Annotated in this window: 18 protein-coding genes; 7 read left to right on the top strand and 11 right to left on the bottom strand. The window is 72.2% G+C overall.

The annotated features are described in order from the left end of the window. The first annotated feature begins 28 nt into the window (after nt 1-28). A complete protein-coding gene (locus WMF36_RS23965) occupies nt 29-1843 on the top strand; it encodes an LA_2272 family surface repeat-containing protein (protein WP_437573057.1) in 1815 nt (604 codons plus the stop codon). Between the two features lie 228 nt (nt 1844-2071). Beyond that, entirely contained in the window at nt 2072-4465 is a 2394-nt protein-coding gene (lon, locus tag WMF36_RS23960; protein WP_437573056.1) for an endopeptidase La, read from the top strand. A gap of 299 nt (nt 4466-4764) precedes the next feature. Here the strand turns inward: lon and WMF36_RS23955 are convergent, their stop codons facing one another. Continuing rightward, a complete protein-coding gene (locus WMF36_RS23955; RefSeq protein ID WP_437573055.1) occupies nt 4765-6174 on the bottom strand; it encodes a right-handed parallel beta-helix repeat-containing protein in 1410 nt (469 codons plus the stop codon). Between the two features lie 322 nt (nt 6175-6496). Then, nucleotides 6497-6658 (bottom strand): hypothetical protein, encoded by a 162-nt coding sequence (locus WMF36_RS23950; RefSeq protein WP_437573054.1) that lies wholly within the window; start codon nt 6656-6658, stop codon nt 6497-6499. 47 nt (nt 6659-6705) lie between these two features. Between WMF36_RS23950 and WMF36_RS23945 the strand changes: the two genes are divergently transcribed. Beyond that, entirely contained in the window at nt 6706-6963 is a 258-nt protein-coding gene (locus WMF36_RS23945; protein WP_437573053.1) for a hypothetical protein, read from the top strand. Nucleotides 6964-6984: 21 nt separating this feature from the next. Here WMF36_RS23945 and WMF36_RS23940 read toward each other — a convergent pair whose 3' ends face one another. The 3 genes from WMF36_RS23940 to WMF36_RS23930 form a co-directional block, all read right to left on the bottom strand. Next, nucleotides 6985-7218: a hypothetical protein gene (locus WMF36_RS23940; protein WP_437573052.1), complete on the bottom strand. Its 234-nt coding sequence runs from the start codon at nt 7216-7218 to the stop codon at nt 6985-6987. Continuing rightward, nucleotides 7215-7418, bottom strand: a complete 204-nt coding sequence (locus tag WMF36_RS23935) for a hypothetical protein (RefSeq protein ID WP_437573051.1) — start codon at nt 7416-7418, stop codon at nt 7215-7217. The genes WMF36_RS23940 and WMF36_RS23935 overlap by 4 nt, the downstream gene beginning before the upstream one ends. A 152-nt stretch (nt 7419-7570) precedes the next feature. Beyond that, nucleotides 7571-9139, bottom strand: a complete 1569-nt coding sequence (locus WMF36_RS23930) for an aldehyde dehydrogenase family protein (protein ID WP_437573050.1) — start codon at nt 9137-9139, stop codon at nt 7571-7573. 338 nt (nt 9140-9477) lie between these two features. Between WMF36_RS23930 and glgB the strand changes: the two genes are divergently transcribed. Both glgB and WMF36_RS23920 read left to right on the top strand, forming a co-directional pair. Further along, the gene (gene glgB / locus WMF36_RS23925; protein ID WP_437573049.1) at nt 9478-11724 is read left to right on the top strand and encodes a 1,4-alpha-glucan branching protein GlgB; all 2247 of its coding nucleotides are present in this window, start codon (nt 9478-9480) and stop codon (nt 11722-11724) included. A 295-nt stretch (nt 11725-12019) separates the two neighbouring features. Next, nucleotides 12020-12631: a response regulator transcription factor gene (locus WMF36_RS23920; RefSeq protein ID WP_437573048.1), complete on the top strand. Its 612-nt coding sequence runs from the start codon at nt 12020-12022 to the stop codon at nt 12629-12631. Nucleotides 12632-12884: 253 nt separating this feature from the next. Here the strand turns inward: WMF36_RS23920 and WMF36_RS23915 are convergent, their stop codons facing one another. The 6 genes from WMF36_RS23915 to WMF36_RS23890 form a co-directional block, all read right to left on the bottom strand. Further along, the gene (locus WMF36_RS23915) at nt 12885-13508 is read right to left on the bottom strand and encodes a hypothetical protein (protein ID WP_437573047.1); all 624 of its coding nucleotides are present in this window, start codon (nt 13506-13508) and stop codon (nt 12885-12887) included. Next, on the bottom strand, nt 13505-14068 hold the full coding sequence (locus tag WMF36_RS23910) for an FMN-binding protein (RefSeq protein ID WP_437573046.1): 564 nt from the start codon (nt 14066-14068) through the stop codon (nt 13505-13507). Before WMF36_RS23910 ends, WMF36_RS23915 begins: the two co-directional genes overlap by 4 nt. A 94-nt stretch (nt 14069-14162) precedes the next feature. Further along, the gene (locus tag WMF36_RS23905) at nt 14163-15536 is read right to left on the bottom strand and encodes a protoporphyrinogen/coproporphyrinogen oxidase (RefSeq protein WP_437573045.1); all 1374 of its coding nucleotides are present in this window, start codon (nt 15534-15536) and stop codon (nt 14163-14165) included. A gap of 22 nt (nt 15537-15558) precedes the next feature. After that, complete coding sequence (locus WMF36_RS23900; RefSeq protein ID WP_437573044.1) at nt 15559-16950, bottom strand: hypothetical protein; 1392 nt, start codon at nt 16948-16950, stop codon at nt 15559-15561. A gap of 97 nt (nt 16951-17047) precedes the next feature. Beyond that, on the bottom strand, nt 17048-18655 hold the full coding sequence (locus tag WMF36_RS23895; protein ID WP_437573043.1) for a hypothetical protein: 1608 nt from the start codon (nt 18653-18655) through the stop codon (nt 17048-17050). Beyond that, a complete protein-coding gene (locus WMF36_RS23890; protein ID WP_437573042.1) occupies nt 18652-18915 on the bottom strand; it encodes a hypothetical protein in 264 nt (87 codons plus the stop codon). Before WMF36_RS23890 ends, WMF36_RS23895 begins: the two co-directional genes overlap by 4 nt. Before the next feature lie 125 nt (nt 18916-19040). Between WMF36_RS23890 and WMF36_RS23885 the strand changes: the two genes are divergently transcribed. Together WMF36_RS23885 and WMF36_RS23880 are read left to right on the top strand one after the other, a co-directional pair. Beyond that, the gene (locus WMF36_RS23885; RefSeq protein WP_437573041.1) at nt 19041-19727 is read left to right on the top strand and encodes an SMI1/KNR4 family protein; all 687 of its coding nucleotides are present in this window, start codon (nt 19041-19043) and stop codon (nt 19725-19727) included. Between the two features lie 162 nt (nt 19728-19889). Beyond that, a complete protein-coding gene (locus tag WMF36_RS23880; RefSeq protein WP_437573040.1) occupies nt 19890-21416 on the top strand; it encodes a serine/threonine protein kinase in 1527 nt (508 codons plus the stop codon). Nucleotides 21417-21431: the final 15 nt, after the last annotated feature.

The following is a 21431-nucleotide window of genomic DNA, read 5'->3' as shown; positions in this document are numbered from 1 at the left end:
CGCGCCGCGAGCGGGCACAGCACGGTTGATGAACACACCCGACATCGCCCTCCTCCCCGCGCCTCTGCGGGGCTCGCCGCGCCGCGACCGGAGCACGTCCGCGCGCGGCGCAGGCCTCCGCGCGGGCGTCCTCCTCCTGCGCTTCCTCGCGGCCGCGGGCGCCTTCGCCGCGGTCACCGCGCCTCCTGCGCGCGCCCTCGCCGAGGCGCCGAGCGCCGCCGGCGTCGAGCTCGTCGTCGATGGCGCGCCGTGGACGCTCGACCCCGACGCGGTGCGCGCCGCCGTCGGCCGCGAGCTCGGCGCCAACATCACGCTGGCCTCCGCGGCGACCGCCGGGCGCCCCACGCTGGTCCTCCGCGGCGAGCCCGACGGCCGCGTCACGCTGAGCTACAGCGCCGCGGACGACCGCCGCATCGAGCGCACCATCGACGTCCCCGAGGATCCCGATCGCGCCGCCGAGGCGATCGCCCTGCTCGCGGGCAACCTCGTTCGCGACGAGGCGGCGGAGCTCGCGGCGGCGTTCGGCAAGCGCCCGCGCGAGACGACGCCGCCGCCGCCGCCGGCGCAGCCGGAGCCCGCCGCGCGCCCTGCAGGCGCGAAGGCGTCGCCTCCCCGCGCCGCGCGCCCCGCGCCGTCCGCGCAGGCCAGGCGAGCCGCGCGCTCCGCGCCCCCGGAGCCTCCTCGGTGCGAGCTCCCCGGCGCGAAGACCGTCCGCCTCGGCGCCGACCTCCTCCCGTTCGTCGGCACCTCGACCGTCGACGGCGCGAACGTCGTCCGCCGCTACTCGCTGAACCTCGCCGGCGGGTACACGGCGGGCGTCACGGGCCTCGAGCTCGGCGTCGGCGTCAACATCGTCTCGTCGTTCCTGTGCGGCGCCCAGTTCTCGGCCGGCGCCAACCTCGTGCTCGGTCCGGCGCGCGGGGCGCAGCTCTCGGCCGGCCTCAACCTCGCCAGGGGGCTCTGGGGCGCGCAGGTCGGCTCGATCAACGTCGTCGCCGGCCCGGTCACGGGCGCGCAGGGCGGCGTGCTCAACCTCGCCGCCGGCGCCGTGGACGGTGCGCAGCTCGGCGCGATCAACGTCGCGGCGGGCGCCTCGACCGACCTGCAGATCGGCGTGGCCAACGTCGCCGTGAGCGACGCGACCGACGTGCAGGTCGGCCTCGTCAACCTCGGCGTGGGCGCGGCGACCGGCGTGCAGGTCGGCCTGACCAACGTGGCCGCCAGCAAGTCGACGGGCGCGCAGTTCAGCCTCGCCAACCTCGCCGCGGGCGAGTCGACGGGCGTGCAGATCGGGCTCGTCAACGTGGCCACGGGCAAGGTGGAGGGGATGCAGATCGGCCTCGTCAACTACGCCGACGAGTCGCCGTTCTCGTTCGGGCTGCTCAACGTCGTCCGCAACGGCCGCCTCCACCTCGACGTGTGGGGGCTCGAGTCCGGCATCGTCATGGCCGGCCTCAAGAACGGGAGCGACCACTTCCACAACATCTACGGGATCGGCATCCGCATGACGGGCGACCGCCCCCGCATGGTCGTCTCGCTCGGCCTGGGCGGCCGCATCCACCTCGGCGAGCGCCTCTACGCCGACATGGACCTGCTCGGGTACTCGCTCCACGAGCCCTCGTCGATCAACACCTCGGCCGCGCTCGTGCAGGCGCGCGCGGTCCTCGGCGTCCGCCTCTTCCCGGAGCTCGCGGTCTTCGGCGGCCCCAGCTACAACGTCGCGTTCGGCGACACCGCCGAGGACGCCCGGCTGAGCCCCTACGGCAGCGTCCCCCTCGGCATCGGCGACTCGGACGCCCAGCGCCGCTGGCCCGGCGTCGTGCTCGGCGTCCAGGCGTTCTGAGCCAACCGCCGCGCTCGCTCGCGGGGTGGGTTGACGGACGCGTGAACGAATTTACTTTCCGTTCATCGATTCATGGAGCTCGCCCGAGCGGTTGCTCGCGGCGGTCTACGTGAGCGTCCGATCCGCGTGTCGCGCGCTGCCTGACCGGCAGGGGCGCGACGCGCCGTACAACCCGTCCACCGAACCGGCAGGGATGGCGCGAGCCGACCGCTGCCCACAGGAGTTCGCATGAGCCAGCTTCGCAGCGGCGCCAGCGCGCCTCGTTCTCCGTTCCCTCTGCTCCCGCTCCGCACGGGCGTGCTCTTCCCGGGCACCGTGCTCACGCTTCCGGTGGGCCGCGCCCGCTCGGTGGCGTTGCTCGCCGCGGTGCACCCCGGCGACGTCATCGGCGTGATCGCGCAGCGCGATCCGAAGCGCGAGGATCCCCGGCGCGAGGACCTCCACGACATCGGCACGTTCGCCCGGATCGTCGACGTCACGCGCGTCTCGAACGGCTACCGGCTGGTGATCGAGGGGCTCGATCGCTTCGCGCTCACCTCCCTTGTCGAGGCCGAGCCGTACTGGCGCGCCGAGGGCGCCCTCGCGCCCGAGTTCCCCGGCGACGCCGAGGAGGCGCGCCTGCTCGCCGCGTCGCTGCGCGAGCGCGCCCGCGAGCTCGGCCCGAGGACCGCGACGAACCTCGCCGAGATCGCCGCCGCGAGCCGGGCCGAGCCGGGCCTGTTCGCCGATCAGGTGGCCGGCGCGCTGGGCCTCCCGACCGACAAGGAGATGGAGGTGCTCGCCGAGCTCCGCGTCGTCCCGCGGCTCCAGCGGGTCGCCGGCCTGCTCTCCGAGGCGGCCGCGCTCGCGGATCTGAAGAAGAAGATCGACAGCGACGTGCGTCGCGAGCTCGGCAAGGGCCAGCGCGAGGTGATCCTCCGCGAGCAGCTCCGGGCCATCCAGAAGGAGCTCGCGGGCGGCGAGCAGGGCGAGGACGAGCTGTCGCTCCTCCGGCGGCGCCTCGACGAGGCCGGGCTCTCCGAGGAGGCGCGCGCCGTCGCCGACCGGGAGCTCCGGCGGCTCGAGTCGATCGGCCCGCAGGGCGCGGAGCACAACGTCATCCGCACCTACCTCGAGTGGATCGCCGATCTGCCGTGGAGCGCGACGGCGGAGGTCAAGGACGACCTCGACGCCGTCCAGGCGAAGCTCGACGAGGATCACCGCGGCCTCGACGACGTGAAGCGCCGCATCCTGGAGCACATGGCGGTGCTCAAGCTGACCGGGAAGGCCCGCGCCACGATCCTCTGCTTCGCGGGCCCGCCCGGCGTGGGCAAGACCTCGCTCGGCCAGTCGATCGCCGACGCCACCGGCCGCCCGTTCGTGCGCATCTCGCTGGGCGGCGTGCATGACGAGGCGGAGCTGCGCGGCCACCGGCGGACGTACGTCGGCGCGCTGCCTGGCCGCATCGTGCACGCGCTGAAGAAGGCCAAGGTGAGGAACCCGATCGTGCTCCTCGACGAGGTCGACAAGCTCGGCGCGGGCTTCCGCGGCTCGCCCGAGGCGGCGCTCCTGGAGGTGCTCGATCCGGAGCAGAACCGGACGTTCGTCGACCACTACATGGAGCTCCCGTTCGATCTGTCGGAGGTCGTCTTCCTCTGCACGGTGAACGATCTTGGCGCGCTCTCGGCGCCGCTCCGGGACCGGCTCGAGGTCATCGAGCTGTCCGGCTACACGCCGGACGAGAAGATCGCGATCGCGCGGTCGCACCTCGTCCCGAAGCAGCTCAAGGAGCACGCCATCGATCCGGGGTCGCTGTCGATCACGGACGAGGCGCTCGCGGCGATCGTGCGTGACTACACGCGCGAGGCCGGGGTGCGGCAGCTCGGCCGCGAGATCAAGAAGCTCTGCCGGGCGGTCGCGCTGGAGATCGCCCGCGCGGCGGACGGCAAGGTGTCGCGCCGGGTGATCGAGGCGCGCGATCTCGGCGCGTACCTCGGCAAGGTCCGGTTCTTCAGCGACGTCGCGGAGCGGACGAGCGTGCCTGGGGTCGCGACCGGGCTCGCCTGGACGCCGGTGGGCGGGGACATCCTGTTCATCGAGACCTCGCGGATGCCGGGGAAGGGGAGGGTCGAGATCACGGGCCAGCTCGGCGACGTGATGAAGGAGTCGGTGAAGGCGGCGCTCACCTATGTGCGCAGCCACGCCGGCGAGCTCGGCGTCGACACGGCGAAGCTCGAGACGGAGGACCTGCACATCCACGTCCCGGCGGGCGGCGTGCCCAAGGACGGTCCGTCGGCGGGTGTGACGATGTTCACGGCGCTCACCTCGCTCCTCTCCGGCCGGCGCGTGCGTCCGGACACGGCGATGACCGGCGAGTGCACGTTGCGCGGCCGGGTGCTGCCGGTCGGCGGGATCAAGTCCAAGGTGCTCGCGGCGCACCGCGCCGGGATCACGCGGGTCATCCTGCCGCAGAAGAACGCGCGCGACGCCGAGGACATCCCGAAGGAGGTGCGGTCCGAGCTCGATCTCATCTTCGTCGAGGACATGAGCCAGGTGATCGCGGCTGCGCTGGAGGAGGCGCCGATCGAGGCCACGGGCACCCCGGCGAACGTGACGTCGGCCGAGCCGGCGGCCGCCGCGTAGGGTAGGGGAAGGGAGGGGGGCTGCGCCGAGCAGCCCCCCGCCGACGCTCACGTCGCCTTGTGGGCGCTGTTCCCCGACAGGTGCCGAGTCGCGTGGCACAGCTCCGAGGCGCTCGCGATGCGTCGGGTCCTGGGACGGCGCGCGAGGGCGACGCGCCAGATCGGGAGCGCGGCGCGGTGCTTCCGTCGTGCTCCGGGCGCGCTAGACCAGCCAACCACGGGTGAGCCGCAGACCCGCCACGTAACCCTCGAACCGGGTGAGGGCGAACAGGGGGCGGGGCATCCCCGAACAACAGCCTGCTAGTCGCAACCGGGCGGAGCCGACAGCCCGATCAGCGAGAAGAGCGTGCCGAACGTGTTGCCCTCGAAGCAGTTGCCGTGCGTGTCCGGCAGGGTGAGCAGCGTCAGGTCGCTCGCGGCGAAGAAGAAGGGGTTCTCGGCTGGCGATCCTGGATCCAGACCGTTGTCCGTCGCCGTGTTGCCTGCCACGTAGTTGTCGCGGGCGTCCTGGTCAAGCAGGTACGGAACGGTGATGGAAGGATCCGTCTGGCAGTCGAGGTCCGGAGTGCCGCTGACCACTACACAGTAGTCTGCGATGGCGATACCCGTGAGCTTGTTGCCGAAGACGTGGTTACCCGAGATCTCCGACTCGTCCACGCCGACATAGAGGATGCCCGACCCGGGCGGGACGGCCGCAAGGATACTTCCCGGCCGCGCCGTGTTCGGCCTGTTGTTGTTGTACACGGAGTTGTCGCGAACGTTGATTCGCTTGGCGCCCGCCCGGACGTCGAAAATGCCCGGCAGCAACAGGACCGAGAACCCCACGGAGTTGTTCCTGGCCACGTTGTATGTCAGATCGATATCGTCGCTGTTCGACGCTTCGAAGCCGTTTGTGTTGTTCTCGACCAGGTTGTGCGCGACCCGGACGTTCTCCGAGGTCTCGACCCAGATGCCGCTATCGTTGGCGCCCGTGGCCTTGCTCAGCGCAATCAGCCCGTTGCGCGATTGCGTGGGGAAGATCCCGTAGCTCTTGTTGTTCTCCGAGTGGACGTCCACGATTCGGAAGCCGTCGACGCGCTCCGTGAACAGGCCGTTGTTCACGAAATTGCGGATGGTGATGCCGCGGATCTCGACGTCGTACAGGACGGGCTCGTCGCTGGTCATACCGCTGTCGATGCCGGGCTTGAGCTCGAACGGCGGCGCCATGCTCTCGTGGCAGCCCATGCAGTCGTTGCGCTCGCTGGGCACGACGACGATCCCATTGCGCTGGTCGCCGGCGTTCTCGAGGATGACGCGGTTCGTCGGCGTGTTGAGCCCGATGAGCGAGAGGCCGCTCTTGTTGATGATCAGGCCGTTGGTCGGGTTGGCGGTCTCCCGGTACACGCCTGCCCGGATGAGGATCCTGGCCCCATCGGCCGCCTGATCGATCGCCCTCTGGATCGACTGGCCTGGCCGGACGACGAGGGTCTGGCGCTTGTACTGGCCGGGCGGGAGCCGTCCCTCGTCCGCCGGCGGTGGTAGCTCGTCGTGGTCATTCGCGTGACAGAGCTGGCAGCCGGCGTTCTCACCCGATACGGACATCGCCCCATACCATGAGGCCCAATCCGTCAGCATCGCGCCGGAGGCATGGGCCTGCGCAGATACGAGGCCTGCAGCAGCTCCGCCCAGCGCGGCACATAACACGACGAACACGCCGCGCTTACAACTCATGAAACTCCCCCTCTGCGACCTCGGTCATCGGGATCTTGTCATGGCTCTGGTCCAGTACAGGCGCTCGGGTGACCCTGGGAAGCCCGTCCCGGCCGCACCTCCTCGCCACCTGCCCCGCGCTGCGAGCGCGATCCTGTTCGCCGCGTCGACGCCGAGCGTTTCGGCAGCATCCTGCGGCCCACACTGGCCCGCGCTGCGTCTAGAACAACTGAGAACAGATTTTATCTATGTCGCTATATACCATGTCTTCCACTTGCCAGCAAACCATGGTGCTCCACCACTTCAGCGGACCTCCGCGCCCGGAACGGAAGTCGCTCGGGGCTCACCCGACGGCTCTGGGACCGTTCTGCTCGATCTCGAGGAGCGCGCAGGACTGGACTCCTGGAATCTGCATGACGAGAGCCTTGCCCTGGCTGGCCTGCTTCACCCTCGGCCTCGCGGTCGCCGGGTGCGGCTCCGAAGACGAGGCCGTGATCTCGATCACGTCTCTGGACTACAATCATCCTCGGCCTGCGGAGCCGCGAAGAGGCGATGGCGCTCCGCAACTCCATCGTGACCTACGCCACGCTGCTCGGGTACGAGGCGCGCGCCGCCGGCGTCAACGCCTGCTGGGAGATCCCCGAGGCGAAGCGCCGCTTCAGCGCCGCCTCGTTCCGCAACGCCCTGCGGAGGCTCCGCCCGAAGCGCCGGGGCAGCGCCGCCGCGGAGCCCGACGCCGCGCCCGCCGAGGCCGCTCCCGCCGAGCCCAAGCCCGCTGAGCCCAAGCCGGTCGAGCCCGCGCCGGTCTGAAGCGACTCGTCTCTGGAGCGCTCAGCGAACGCGATAGATGCGGAGCACGGTGATCGCCCGCGCCTCGCGATCGATCGCGAGCACCACGTCGTGGAAGCCCGCGCTGAGGAGGTGGTGAGGCGCCTCCCAGGCGAGTTCGCCTTCGCCCGTCTCCGCGAAGCGAACGACCGCCCGGTCGATCATGAAGGCCGAGTGCATCGGCAGGCCGTAGAACGTCACAAGGGCGGGGAAGTTCCAGGCGACGCGGAAGCTCATTCGTCCTGCGCGCGGGCCAGCTCCTCCAGGGCCCGCGGAAGATCCTCGTGAGCGACGAGGCGCGCCCGCCCCGCCGCGATGTCGGCAACGTCCCGCTCGAGCTCGGCGCGCTGCGCCGGCGTGAGCCTCTGTACGCGCGGCGCGCGGTCGATGGCCGCGAGGATGGGGTCGCTCGGCGAGGCACCGGGGCGGGTGGGCATGGGTTCAGCGTGGATCGGAAGGGGGCACGGGAGCAAGCGGCACGAAGCCAAAGGGCGGCCATCCCCCCGGCGGCCGTCCTCTCCCGGCGGCCATCCCCCCCGGCGGCCGTCCCCCCTGGCGCACCGGGCCGCGCCGCGCCCGCGTTCCTGTTCTAGAACAGCTCGCCGATGCGCCGGAGGAAGCTGCCGCTCGAGTAGAGCGCGCGCATGCCGCGCTTGAACCAGCCGTACGACGACTCGGTGTAGGGGAACCACGTCGGGTCCTTCGACCCGAGCGCGATGCGGTCCGCGTTGATGTGCTTGACGTCGCACATCTGCCGGAGGCCGTCCTCGCCCATCACCCGGCCGAAGCCGCTCTGCTTGATGCCGCCGAACGGCGCCTCGGGGAGGGCGCCGTTCATGAGCACGTCGTTCACCAGCACGCTGCCGGCCTGCAGGCGCTCGGCGAGCCGGCGGGCGTGATCGGTGTCCTGCGAGAAGACGTAGGCGTTCAGGCCGAGGTGCGACTCGTTCGCGAGGCGGATCGCCTCCTCCTCGGTCGCGACCTGCATGAACGGCACGACCGGCCCGAAGATCTCCTCGCTCATCACCGTCATCCCGTGATCGCAGCCGGCGAGGATCGTCGGCTCGAAGAACTGGCCCTGCCCAGGCGCGCGCTTGCCGCCGGCCTTCACGCTCGCCCCCTTCTCGACCGCGTCCTTGATGTGCCGCTCGGCCACGTCGATCTGCGGCGGGAAGATGATCGCCCCCACGTCGACGAACTCCTTGCCCGGATCGCCCTGGTTCAGCCCCTTCGTGATCTCGACGGTGCGCTCGAGCAGGCGGTCGTGGATCTCGCGGTGCGCGTAGACCCGCTCCACCGCGACGCAGACCTGCCCCGCGTTCGCGAAGCCGCCGAACACGATCGCCTGCGCCGTGCGCTCGATGTCGGCGTCGGCGCACGCGATGAGCGGGGCCTTGCCGCCGAGCTCCATCACGCACGGGATGAGGCGCTCCCCGCACGCGGCGGCGACCTTCCTGCCGGTGCTCACGCTGCCGGTGAACAGGAGCATCTGGATGCCGCTGTCGATGAGCGCCGCGCCGGTCGGCCCGTAGCCGGTGACGACCTGGAAGAGATCCTCCGGCATGCCCGCGCCGTCCCAGATCTCCTTCTGCTTGAGCGCGATGAGCGGCGTCACCTCGCTCGGCTTGAGCACGGCCGCGTTGCCCGCGACGACCGCCGCGAGCACGTCGCGCAGCGCCAGCTGGAACGGGAAGTTCCACGGCGAGATCACGCCGATCACGCCGCGCGGGGCGTAGTGGACCCAGCTGCGCCGGTGCTTGAAGAGATGGAGCTTGATCTCGCGCGGCTCGAGCGCCTTCGCGGCGATGCCGGCGAAGTACGTCGCCATGTCGGCCGCGACAAGCACCTCGTGCAGGAGCGCCTCGTGGCGCGGCTTGCCGCACTCGCGCGAGAGCAGGTCGACGATCTCGTCGGTCCGGTCGACGATGGCGTCGCGGAAGCGGAGGATGCGCTGGCAGCGCTCCTCCACGGGCAGCGCGCCCCAGGCCTCCTGCGCGCGCCGCGCCCTGGCCACCGCGGCCCGCACCTCCTCGGCGCTCGTGTTCGGGGCCTCCCCAAGGAGGTCCCCGGTCGCCGGCGCGTAGCTGCGGATCGTCGCACCCCCGTGCCCGTTCATGCCCGGACCGCTGCCGTTGCCCCCGATCGAGCGTTCGCTCACCACCTGACCCATGTTCGATCCCTCCGCCTGTCGAGCCCGCGCTGCCGCCGGATCGTCTCCGTGACTCGCTGCTCGGCGCCCGGACCGTACCCTCCCAGCGAAGGTACAGCAAATGAGCATTTGCGATGTTTCCCGATGATTCCCGCCAAAATTGCGCGCGATCCGGCCCCACGGCGCCCGCTGTTGCGTCGCGGACAAATGGTGAGCACACCGCGGCGGCGCCAGGGGGGGTCGGGCGGCGAGGAGCGCGCCGGTGCGTCGGGCCGACCCTGGTTGGCGTCTGGGGCGGACTCTCGGCATGACGTCGGCGAGAGGAGCCGGTATACGCGGACCCTGACATGTTGGAACAACGAGAAGTCGATCTCATCGCGGCTGTCGAGCATCCGGATCCGCACCACGTGCTCGGCGCGCACGAGGAGGAAGGCGACCTGGTGGTCCGCGTCTTTCGCCCGGACGCCACCGAGATCGCGGTGCTCCCGGCCGACCCCTCGCTCCGGAGGCGGTCGATGGAGCGCGTCCACCCCGAGGGGCTCTTCGAGGCGCGCTTCCCCGGCGTCTCCTACCCGGAGGACGGCCGCTTCCGTTACCGGCTCGAGCTGCGCTTCCCGGACGGGAACGCCTCGGTGGAGCCGGATCCGTACGGCATGCCGCCCACCCTCGGGGACGTCGACCTTCACCTCCTCGCCGAGGGGAGGCACTGGGAGCTCTACCGCATCCTCGGCGCGCACGTGCGCGAGGTGGACGGCGTCTCCGGAACGGCGTTCGCGGTCTGGGCCCCGAACGCGCGCCGCGTGAGCGTCGTCGGCGATTTCAACCAGTGGGACGGCCGCCGCCACGCGATGCGCCGGATGGGCGAGGGCTTCTGGGAGCTCTTCGTCCCCGGCGTCGGCGAGGGCGCGCTCTACAAGTACGAGATCAAGACCCCGGCGGGGCACATCACCTCGAAGAGCGATCCGCTCGGCCAGGCGATGGAGCTCCGGCCGGCCACCGCCTCGCGGGTCACCACGAGCCGCTACACGTTCCAGGACGACGCGTGGATGCGGGCGCGCGGCGAGGCCGACTCGCGCAAGAAGCCGATGTCCATCTACGAGGTCCACGCCGGCTCGTGGCGGCGCGTGCCCGGCGAGGGCCCGCCGTACGAGCACGGGATGCGCTGGATGACCTACCGCGAGCTCGCCGACCACCTCGTCGAGTACGTGGCCGAGCTCGGCTTCACGCACGTCGAGCTCATGCCGGTCATGGAGCACCCCTTCGACGGCTCGTGGGGCTACCAGGTCGCGGGCTACTTCGCCCCGACCAGCCGCTACGGCGATCCCGACGATCTCCGGTACCTCATCGACCGGTTCCACCAGAAGGGCATCGGCGTGCTCCTCGACTGGACGCCGGCGCACTTCCCGAAGGACGCGTGGGCGCTCGGCCGGTTCGACGGGACGGCGCTCTACGAGCACCTCGACCCGCGCCTCGGCGAGCACCGCGAGTGGAACACGTACATCTTCAACTACGGCCGGCACGAGGTGCGGAACTTCCTTGTCGCCAACGCCCTCTACTGGCTCGACGAGTTCCACATCGACGGCCTGCGGGTCGACGCGGTCGCCTCGATGCTCTACCTCGACTACGCCGCGGAGGGCCACGACTGGGTGCCGAACCGGTACGGCGGCCGCGAGAACATCGAGGCGATCGAGTTCATCCGGGAGCTGTCGAACCGGGTGCACGAGCGCTTCCCGGGCGCGGTGCTGTGCGCCGAGGAGTCCACCGCCTGGCCGTCGGTGACGCACGCGACGTACGTCGGCGGGCTCGGCTTCGACTTCAAGTGGAACATGGGGTGGATGCACGACACGCTCGACTTCTTCAAGCACGAGCCCGTCCACCGCGCCTTCCACTACCACCAGCTCACGTTCGGGCTCGTCTATGCCTTCTCCGAGAAGTTCCTCCTGCCGCTGAGCCACGACGAGGTCGTTCACCTCAAGCGGTCGCTGCTCTCGAAGATGCCGGGCGACTACTGGCAGATGCTGGCGAACCTGCGCGCGCTCTACGGGTTCATGTGGGCGCATCCGGGCAAGAAGCTGCTGTTCATGGGCGGAGAGATCGGCCAGTTCGCCGAGTGGAGCGAGAAGACGGAGCTCGACTGGGGGCTGCTCTCGGTGCCTGCCCACGCCGGGCTCAAGCGGCTCGTGACGGACATCAACGCGCTCTACAAGAAGTACCCGGCGATGTACGAGCTCGACGACGAGCACCACGGCTTCCGGTGGATCGACTGCACCGACCACATGCAGACCGTGATCTCGTTCATCCGCTACGGGGACGGCGCGGGAGACCAGATGTCGCCCTCGGGCGTGCACGTGGTGTTCATCGGCAACTTCACGCCGGTCCCGCGCCACGACTACCGCATCGGCGTCCCGCGCCGCGGCGCCTACCTGGAGGTGCTCAACACCGACGCGAGCGCGTACGGCGGCAGCGGCGTGGGCAACATGGGCCGTGTCGAGGTCGAGGACGTCCCCTGCCACGGGTTCCCGCAGTCGATCGTGCTGACGCTCCCGCCGATCGGGGTGCTCTGGCTCGTCCCCGAGCACGACGCGCAGCCCTGACGCCTCCCCCGGCGCGCGGCGAGGCGCCGGCCGTCGCCTCGCCGTTGGCCCCGCTCGAGGCCGGCCGCCTCGTCCTCATCGCGCCAAGCAACTCGTCGCCGCGACCACGATGCGAGCACGAGGTCATGTCCGTCCAGGTTGAAGCACTTCGCTGCGCTTGCGCTTGTGCGCCGTTCTTCCTCGTCACGCACCCGGCCTGGTGGGCCGATATCGGAACCCCTGCCTGGTGCTCTCCTGGTCCTCCGACGTACGATGGGATGAGCAGGCTCGGATCGAGCAAAGGTGGAATGCTTCAATGGTGAGTAGCAACGGCGAGCTCCTTGGTCAGACGTGGGCGATGATGAGTCAAGGAGGTCCGTCGCGCTTCCGTTCGCAGATGCCGCCCGCGGCGTCGACGGGGCCTGAGTCCGTGCGGGGAGGCGAGATCCGCAGGGTCCTCGTCATCGACGACAACCCCGCGATCCACCGCGATTTTCAGAAGCTCCTCTGTCCCGACTCGGGGGCGTCGGCGGATCTCGACGCCCTCGACGCGGCGATCTTCGGGGGGCCGGCGGCCACCCCGAGGAGCACGTTCCAGGTGGACGGCGCCTGCCAGGGTCAGGAAGGCCTGGAGAAGATCCGGCGAATGCAGCGGAGCGGCCGCCCCTATGCGTTGATGTTCGTGGACATGCGGATGCCGCCGGGCTGGGACGGCATCGAGACGATCGAGCGGATCTGGTCCGAGTGTCCGGACATCGAGGCCGTGATCTGCAGCGCGTACTCGGACTACTCGTGGCACGACGTGATCCGGCGCCTGAAGCGGCCGGAGCTCCGGCTGCTGAGCAAGCCGTTCGAGAGCAAGGACGTGCTGGAGCTCGCCTGGTCGCTCACGTCCCGGTGGCTCAAGCGGAGCGCGGCGAGGCGGTGAGAGGACCGCGCTGCGGGGGCGTTGACGCCCCGGGAGCCGTGTTGATACGCCTGGTGTGGGTTCGGCAGGGGTCCTGAGCCAGCGCCTCAACCTCGACACCGGTTCAACGGTACAGAGGTGGTGAGCTCCCCTTTACAGGCTCTGTCCGACGGCCTTGGCGTCTACAGGGCCCCGCCTGGAGCTCCTCTGTCCGCCGGTAACTCCTGATCTGGCGCCCTCCGGCACGGGGCTCCTCCGAACCTGCTCCTGCGTCTCACTGCGCCTCGTCGAGCGGCGCCGTGTCGCCCCGCCGCGACCGCCTGGGCAGCCACATGTCCACCGTCGAGACGACCGCCATGGCGCCGAGCGACAGCAGCATGGCCACGCCGGAGATCGGCATCAGCGCCGCGGCGCCGGGGGCGCTCCGGATGAGCCACGGCGCCGCGATGTGCAGCCCGCTCGTGACGACGGCCGCCACGACGCCCGCGGTGTGCAGCCACGACGGCAGCCGCGCGAGCAGCCAGAGGTGCGCGAGGATCAGCACGTAGACGGGCACGGAGAAGAGGTGGAAGTGGGTCACCTCGAGCAGCTTCCGCTCGGAGATCTGCTCGACCAGGACCCGCGGCGCCTCCGGCGCGCCGGGGAGATCGAGCTCCGGGCCCAGATCGAGCGCCGGCCCCTCGGCCGCGGCGGGCGCCTGCGTCGGGGCGGGCGGCGGCGCGGCGACCGGCGCGCCCGCGTAGTACGCGGCCGCCCCCGCGTCCTGCACCATCGCCCCGTAGAGGCGCCACGACACGAGCAAACCGAGGAGCGACGCGAGCGTGAACGCCGAGTACAGGAGCTTCGCGCCGAGGGAGAGCGACCTCAGCCGCCCCGCCGCCGCGGTGAAATCTCTCACAGCGCGCCGCGCTTCAGCGCGAGCTGGAGGACGAGCGTGTCGCGCTTGACGCCGAGCGCGACGGAGCGGGACGAGATGGACGCGCCCGACACGATGTCGATGTCCTTGCCCGCGGTGATCGGGTCGCTCGCCGTCTTGCCCTGGAACTGGGCGCGGAAGCGATCGCCGCGGACCTCGTCGCCGTACGCCTCGCGGTACTCGAGGATCTCGATCCGCTCCACCGCGCCGGCCGTCGAGAACTTCACGGCGAAGTCGATCGGCTCGTGCATTCCCTTCTCTTCGTCCTTGATCGCGTAGCCGTCGGTCTTGCCGTCCGACTCCGCGACGTACACGACCCACTCGCGCTTGACCGGCGCGCCGAGCTTCTTGCCGACGTCCCGCGCCTCCACGTCGCTGAGGACGACCTTGCGATAACCGACCTTCTTCGAGCTCGCGAAGAAGCTCTTCAGGACGGCAGGGATCGTCCAGTACGTCGCGCCGTGGGCGGGGAGCGCCGCGAGGACGAACGCGAGCGCCGTGGCTGCGGCGAAGTGGGCAGTGCGGAGACCGGAAGGATGCATCAAGGCTCCAGCGAAACTGTCACTCGTGAAAGTCAACGTCAACAGCGTTTGGCGCCTGGGTTTCGCTGCGTGTGGGCGCGCGCCTCAGTCGCGCTCAGTCGCGTACCTGTACGTCCAGGTAGTGTTCGGCGTTCAGCACCCACGCCTCCGGGCTGCCGCCGGCCTCGACGTGGGCCACCGCGTCGGCCGCGATCGCGGCGCAGTGATCCAGGTTGCAGTGCAGGAAGAGCGCCTGCCGCCCGAAGGGGAGCGCGCCGAGCGCGGCGGCGCGGCGCATCGCCGCGCGCCAGCTCTCCAGCCAGCCGCGCCGGTAGAGCGGGTACACGCCCGGCACGAAGCGCTGGCGGGCCTCGATGGGGGCCACGCCGCGCGGGGCGATGCCCGCGCGCACGAGCTGGTCGAGCAGCACCTCGAGCGGCCGGCCCGAGGCGAAGTCGCGCCCGCGACCCCAGGCGCCCTCGGGGATCTCGACGCACAGCACCGTCTCGCCCGGGCGGCGGAGATCGGGCGCGTAGTTCTGCAGCTCGGAGACGCGGCCGAACCAGAAGCGCGGGTCGGGGCAGTAGTACGTCTCCGGCGCGCCGAGCCGCGCGCGCGGGTAGGCGAGGTAGACAAGGTAGAGGCCGCGGTGATCGAGGCGCGCGTCGGGCACGAGATCCGCGAGGTCGCCCGCGAACAGGACCGGCGCCGCGCCGGCGCGCGCGGCCATCCCGGCCGGGCCGAAGGCGGTGCCGCACTCGGCCCTGACGCCGGCCTCCGCGAGCCGCGCCTCGAGGTACGCGATCAGCGACGAGATGCCCGCCGGCGGGTAGACGAATCGCGCGAGGTCGGCCGCCGCGCCGCCGCGGGCGCGGGCGAGGCCCTTGAACAGCGCGAGCGGGCTCGTGGTGCTGATCCGCTTCTTCGCGACGGTCTGCGAGAGCTCGGACGGCGGGATGCCCCAGACCTTCTCGGCGTAGGGCCGGTAGAACGATGCGTAGGCCGCGGCGCCGACGCGCTCGCGCACGAAGCGCTCGAAGCCGACGTCCTCGCCGGCGCTCGCGCGGTCGTGCTCCCAGCGGGCAAAGGCCGCGCGGCGGCCGCGCTGCGCCAAAAAGCCGAGGCCCATCGCGGCGCCGGCGCGGAGGCCGAGCGCGCGCAGCATCGAGGGGACGCTCGGGGGGTAGGGGACGTGGCGCTCGCCGAGCACGAGCACCCCGCGGCGCGGGCGCGACAGGAACGGGGAGCGCGCGTGCACCTCCCGGAAGAGCGGCTGCTCGAGCGCGGCCGGGTGGAGCCGGTGCGAGCCGAGATCGCACGGCAGCCCGCGGAACAGCTCGGCGCCAGCGAGGCCGCCGGGGCGCGCGGCGCGCTCCAGGAGGCGCACGCGACGGCCGGCCCGCGCGAGCAGCAGGGCAGCGTAGAGGCCGGAGATGCCGGCGCCGACGACGAGGCGCTCGGGCCCCGCGCCGTCTGGGCGGAGTGACATGGGGTGCCCTCGACCGGCGCGCTCAGTACATGAACCCGAGCCCGAAGTTGAGCTGCGTCTGGTCGAACCCGAGGGTGCGATCGCGCAGCTGGTAGTCGGCCTTCAGCACGACCCCCTGGGTCGGCCGGTACGAGGCCCCGAGCGTGATCTCGCGGACCCCGTACGAGGCGTTCGCCTTGTAGCCGTCCGGCACCGCGGACTGCGTGTCGTACGCCTCGAGGCGCGCGAACGGCAGGAGCTCGTGGCCCAGGCCGAGCGGGCGGAGCACGTCGTAGGCGGCCTCGACGTAGCCGCCGCGGATCCGGGTGGCGACGGGGCTCGTGGGATCGATGAAGTTGGGCGCGCCGCTCTCGTTGAACGAGACCATGAGAGCGCGCGCCTCGGGCAGGTGCCACTCGGCGAACAGGACCCGCGTCTCCAGGCCGCTCCTGCGCCAGCGCGCGTCGAGCGACCAGCCGAGGACCGGGATCGTGAGATCCACCGGAGTGCCGTCGCGGAGGAAGAATTTGCCGTCGCCGTTCGAGCCGGCGTCGCTCGCGTACACCGACGCGCCGGCGACGACCCCGAGGAGCGGCTCGGCCTCGATGCGCGCGACGCCGGCCCAGGCGTTGGCGCGGGCGAGCCCGCCGCTCTGCCGGCCGCCGGCGAGGCCGCCCGCGCGGAAGGCGAGCGGATCGAGGCCGGTCATCGCGTAGGCCTCGAAGCGCAGCCAGTCGAGCGGCTGCCCGAAGGCGCCGACGGCGATCTCGCGCCACGTCGAGGGGATGACGACGGTCTCCACCTTCGGCCGGACCACGCCGTGGAACACCGGTGGCTCGTGCCACTGGTTGATGATCCCCATCGGGACGAGCACGAGGCCCGCGCGCAGCCCGAGCGCGCGGCCTGCTGCGTTCCATTCGAGGTAGGCCTGCTCCAGCTCCGCGGCGCCGGGGCAGCTCGCGCAGGAGAGCGAGTGCTCCACCTCGATCTCGACATAGGACCGGATGTCGGTCGTGAACTCGTGCGCCACGAAGAGCACGAGCCGGGGGATGTCGGCGACCCACGCGCGCTCGCCCTCGCGGCCGGTCGTCGTGCCGCGGACGTGCACCTCGCCGTAGCCGCCGACGGAGGTGTTGCTCGCGCTCGCACCGGCGCTCCGGAACCGCTGCTCGGTCAGTCCGCGCACGAGCTCGTGCTCCGGCGCCTGCCCGGCGCCGAGGCCGATGGCGGGCTCCTGGGGAGCCGGCGGCGGCGCGGCATGCTCGGGCGGGAGGTCGAGGACCGGGCCGTCCGGCGCGGGCTGCGCGGCGGGCGCGGGCTGCGTGGTGGGCGCGGGCTGCGCGGCGGGCGCGGGCTGCGCGGCGGGCGCGGGCTGCGCGGCGGCAGCGAAGGGCAGCAGCGCGCTGAGGACGACGCCCGCAGAGCGAGGCCACAAGGACGAGATTGCTTTCATGACGAGGACCGAGAGCCCGGCGAGGCGCTCGGCAGGGCGGGAGTCTTCGCGCCCTTGAAAACGGAGGTCAACCTCGTTTTCAGCGGGAGAGCGCGCTGCGCGGCGAGCGCGGGAGCGCTCGAGCCACCACAGATCCACCGGGCAGCGCCTCGAGCAGGGCGAGGTCGCTCCAGAGCGCGTCGACGTAACGCGAGCGCGGGCGCGCAAAGCGGATCGAGATCGCATAACCGCGGCCGGCGAGCGCGTCGCGCGCCGCGGGCGAGAGCGCCTCGCTCGTGATGAGCGCGCCGCCCGGACCGGCCTGCTCGACGGCGCGGACGAGCTCGGCGTCGCTGCGGACGCGCATCGGCCGCCGGCCCGGCGCGCCCTCCTGGATCATCCGGTCGAGGTCGCGCGTGAGCACGGGGCGCTGCTCGGCGCCGGCGTCGCGGAGGAAGCCGACGATCGCGGCCGCGGGCGAGGGCGCCTGGTGCTCGCGCGCGAGGGCGATCGCATCGGCGAGCCATTGCGCCGCGAGCGCCGCGACCAGGGCGGCGGGCGCGGCCGAGCGGAGCGCGCGGCCGCGCGGCGCGCTCGTCGCAGGCGAGAGCGCCGCCGCGCCGGCGGCCAGGGCGACGAGCAAGGGCGGGACGAGCGGGAGCCAGTGCCGCGGCTTGTAGGCGATGTTCTGCCCGAGGAGCGCCCAGACGAAGTAGGCGAGCGCCGAGGCCCAGAGCTCGGGCTGGTCTCGCGCCGCGCGCGCGGCGCGCCGGAGAGGCGCGACGCGGAGCGCGGCGGCGGCGAGGAGCGCGATCAGGATCGGCGCGCCCAGCCAGCGCGCCGCCGGCGCGTCCGGCCACGCGCCGCCGAGGCCGTTGGCCCAGATCCCCCAGAGCACGCCGTGGAGCCGATCGGCCGGCGACGAGACGGTGATCGCCGTCCCTCCCCAGCGGGTGAAGTGCCCGAGCCCCTGGACCCACGTCGTCGCGACGAGGTCGCGCGGCGTCGCGATCAGCACGAGCGGGACGAGCCACGCGAGCGCGCCGGTCGCGAGGTCGCGGCCGCGCGCGAGCCACGCGAGGCGGCCGCCCTCGCTGCGGGCGATGACGGCGAGGCAGGCGAGCGCGAACGGGAAGTACGAGAGCCGCACGCCGAGCCCGACGCCGAGCAACACGAGCGCGCACGTGCGCGAGCGCGCGGCGCGCGCCTCGCGGGCGGCGATCTCGGGCGGCGCCGCCAGGGCGGCCTCAGGCGCGCGACGGAGGCCCCGTGCGCGGGCGCAGAGCCAGAGCGCCGCGGTCGTCACGGCGGCGCCGGCCATGTCGCTGAGGAGCTTCTCGGACGACAGCCACAGGAACGGCGAGGCGAGCGCGAGCACCCCGGCGAACACCGCGGCGCGCCGCCCGGCGACCGCGCGGGCGAGCAGGGCGGTGAAGGCGACGGTGGCCGCGCCCGCCGCGGCGCTGACGAGGGCGAGCGCGGCGCGCGGCGCGGCGCCGAGCAGCGCGAGCCCCTTCGCCGCGGCGATGAACACGGGATAGTACGGCGCGTGCGGGCGGAGCGCGGCCACGTCGAAGCGCTCCACGCCGAGCGCGAACCGGAGCGCGTCGATGTCCTCGTCGTGGTCGATGCGGAAGAGCAGGCGGGAGGCGAGCGCGGCGGCGGTGAGCGCGGCGAGCGCGACGACGTCGCGCCGCTCCTCCCTCACGAGCCCGAGCCGGATCCCGAGCCCGGCGCGTGCGTCGGCGCGCCGCAGTCCGGCGGATCCGCGCTGGCCGCCCCGGTGCCGGTGGTCGCGCCCGAGCCGGAGCCCGAGCCGGGGAGCGGCGCCGCCGGCGTGTCGCACTGGTCGAACAGCTCCTCGCCCGCGTAGTCGAGGCACGCGGTCGCGAGCGACGCGAAGACGAACGCGACGCCCGCCGCCACGAAGGCGGTGCGCAGTGATGCCCAGGAGCCCAAGCCGATCACGCAAGCACCGTGCCGCCAGCGCAAATGCCTGTCAAGCGCGCGCTCCACGCGCCGACCCGGTGCGGGGGTGTCGGGCATCGCGCGTTTTTTGCTCCTACCGGCGCCGGGCGCGTAGGGTCGCGCGCATGGAGTGGCTCGAGTCGATGCACCGCATCCGCGCGCTCAAGCTGGAGCTCGCGCGGATGGACCCGCGGCGGGGAATGCCGATCGCGCCGCCGTCCGGGGCCTCCGCGGCGGAGATCACCGGCGTCGAGCGCCGCCTCGGGATGCCGCTGCCGCCGAGCTACCGCGAGCTGCTCTCGCGGCACGACGGCTGGCCGCAGCTGTTCGCCGGCGCCAGCCTGCTCGGGGTGCGCGCGCTCGCGCGCGGCTCGTACATGGACATCGGGCGGATGGTGCTCGAGCACTGCGAGGGCCAGGAGGCGCGCGGCGCATGCGAGCGCGACGCCGCGCCAAAGACCGTGCGCGGCCGCTACGGTGCGCGGAGCGCGCTCGTCCCGTTCGGCATCGACGCGGCGGCCGAGACGGTCTTCGCCTGGGATCCGGAGGCGAGGGCGCCCGACGGCGAGCTCGAGATCATCCTCTGGACGAACGACCTCGGGCTGCGCCTGGCGGGCTTCGCGGAGCTCCTCGACATGGTGAAGGAGATGCTCGCCGCGGAGCTCGACGATCGACGGCAGCGCGCTGCCGCGCAGCGCGATCTGACGCCGCGCCCGCGCGCGGTGGTCGCGCCGAGGAGCCGCGCGCGCGCGGTGGCGGTGCCGCTCACACCCGCGCCTCGCGCGTTCGCGAGGAGCGCGCTCACCGGCTGAGCCGGCGCCGTCCGCCGAGCCCGGCCGCGGCGCTGTCCGCGTGAGCTCGCGCCCGAAAGGGTATGGAACGCGCTCGTCACAGACCACGCGAGCGCGCGTGGGACCCCGGGCCCAGCCGGTTGTTTCCGCGCACAGCGTGGGACGTGATGTACTAGTCGGAGCATGACGGAAGCCCACCAGCAGCAGCGCTACCGGGTCGTCGAGCGGCTCGCTTCGGGCGGCATGGCCGAGGTCTTCCTCGCCGAGAGCGCGGGGATCGAGGGGTTCAAGAAGCAGGTCGCGATCAAGCGCGTGCTCCCGCACCTGAGCGAGAAGAAGCGCTTCATCGCGATGTTCCTCGACGAGGCGCGGCTGTCCGCGCACCTCTCCCACTCCAACGTCGCGCAGGTGTTCGACATCGGGGTCGGCGACAACGCGTACTTCATCGTGATGGAGTACGTGGACGGCGCCGACCTGAAGGCCGTCCTCGAGTCGATGCGCAAGGCTGGGCGCATCCTCCCGGTCGAGTCCGCCGTGTTCATCACGGGCAAGCTCTGCGAGGGGCTCACGTACGCCCACGAGCTCAGGGGGGCCGACGGGCACCCGCTCAAGATCGTGCACCGGGACATGTCGCCTCCGAACGTGCTCATCACCAAGTACGGCGAGGTGAAGATCGTCGACTTCGGCCTCGCCAAGGCGACGAGCCAGCTCGAGAAGAGCGAGGCGGGGATCATCAAGGGCAAGTTCAGCTATCTCTCGCCCGAGGCCGCGCAGGGCCTCGAGGTCGATCCCCGCACCGACATCTTCGCGGTCGGCGCCATCCTCTGGGAGATGCTCTCGGGGAAGCGGCTCTTCCTCGGCGAGACCGACTACCAGACCGTCAAGCTCGTGCAGCAGGCGCAGATCCCGCCGCTCTCCGAGATCAACACGGCGGTTCCCCCCGAGCTCGATCGCATCATCGCCCGCTCGCTGGCCCGCGACCCCGGTGATCGCTACGGCTCCGCGCGCGAGCTCGGCCGGGATCTCACGACCTTCCTGTACAGGTTCGGCCGGCCGGTCAGCGCCTACGACATCGCCGAGCACGTCCGCAGCGCGATGGCGCTGCGGAAGCGCGCCCCCGCGTCGGACAAGGCGTCGTTCATCGACAGGCTCATCGAGGAGACGCTGCTCGAGTTCACGTCGCTCCCGGACGACAAGGCGGCGCCGAGCGCTGCGCGGCTGAGCGAGCCGCTCAAGATCTCGGCCTTCGAGGACATCGGCAAGTGGGCCGACGAGCTCAAGATCTCGGCGCCCGGCGAGGACCTCATGCGGCGCTCCCTCGCCGCGGTCTCGGTCGAGGCGGGCAACCTCGCCGCGCTCGAGGAGCCCGAGGAGGTCGCTCCACCCGCCACGCTGCCCGCGTACTCGGCCGCGGAGCCGCCGCATGCGCCGCCGCTCCCCGCGCGTCAGCCGCCCGCGCCGCCGCTGCCCGCGCGCCAGCCGCTCGAGAGGAGGGCCGAGCCGACCCTGGCCTCCCCGCAGCCCGTGCCTGCGCCACAGCGCCCTGCGCCGCCGGTGCGCGTGCTGGCGCCGCCCGCCACGCCGGGCGACCTGGAGCCGGAGCTCCGTCCACTCAAGACAGGGGGAGGCGCGGTGAAGGCTGTGCTGCTCGTCGCCGCGCTGGCGGTCCTCGCCGCGGGGGCGTGGCTCGGCGGCTTGATCCCGCACTGAGCCGGCGGCGCGCGA

Source organism: Sorangium sp. So ce887, assembly GCF_051521455.1.
In the GTDB taxonomy this organism is placed as follows: domain Bacteria; phylum Myxococcota_A; class Polyangia; order Polyangiales; family Polyangiaceae; genus Sorangium.
Note: the sequence above shows the minus strand (reverse complement) of the source record. Positions and strands in the feature narration are given on the sequence as shown.

Bases quoted from the DNA above. Each gene is read 5' to 3' on its own strand.
- WMF36_RS23885 (WP_437573041.1), top strand. From the start codon at position 19,041: ATGGAGTGGCTCGAGTCGATGCACCGCATCCGCGCGCTCAAGCTGGAG.
- WMF36_RS23880 (WP_437573040.1), top strand. From the start codon at position 19,890: ATGACGGAAGCCCACCAGCAGCAGCGCTACCGGGTCGTCGAGCGGCTC.
- WMF36_RS23945 (WP_437573053.1), top strand. From the start codon at position 6,706: ATGGCGCTCCGCAACTCCATCGTGACCTACGCCACGCTGCTCGGGTAC.
- WMF36_RS23910 (WP_437573046.1), bottom strand. From the start codon at position 14,068: ATGCATCCTTCCGGTCTCCGCACTGCCCACTTCGCCGCAGCCACGGCG.
- WMF36_RS23905 (WP_437573045.1), bottom strand. From the start codon at position 15,536: ATGTCACTCCGCCCAGACGGCGCGGGGCCCGAGCGCCTCGTCGTCGGC.
- glgB (WP_437573049.1), top strand. From the start codon at position 9,478: ATGTTGGAACAACGAGAAGTCGATCTCATCGCGGCTGTCGAGCATCCG.
- WMF36_RS23920 (WP_437573048.1), top strand. From the start codon at position 12,020: ATGGTGAGTAGCAACGGCGAGCTCCTTGGTCAGACGTGGGCGATGATG.
- WMF36_RS23965 (WP_437573057.1), top strand. From the start codon at position 29: ATGAACACACCCGACATCGCCCTCCTCCCCGCGCCTCTGCGGGGCTCG.
- WMF36_RS23940 (WP_437573052.1), bottom strand. From the start codon at position 7,218: ATGAGCTTCCGCGTCGCCTGGAACTTCCCCGCCCTTGTGACGTTCTAC.
- WMF36_RS23935 (WP_437573051.1), bottom strand. From the start codon at position 7,418: ATGCCCACCCGCCCCGGTGCCTCGCCGAGCGACCCCATCCTCGCGGCC.
- lon (WP_437573056.1), top strand. From the start codon at position 2,072: ATGAGCCAGCTTCGCAGCGGCGCCAGCGCGCCTCGTTCTCCGTTCCCT.
- WMF36_RS23955 (WP_437573055.1), bottom strand. From the start codon at position 6,174: ATGAGTTGTAAGCGCGGCGTGTTCGTCGTGTTATGTGCCGCGCTGGGC.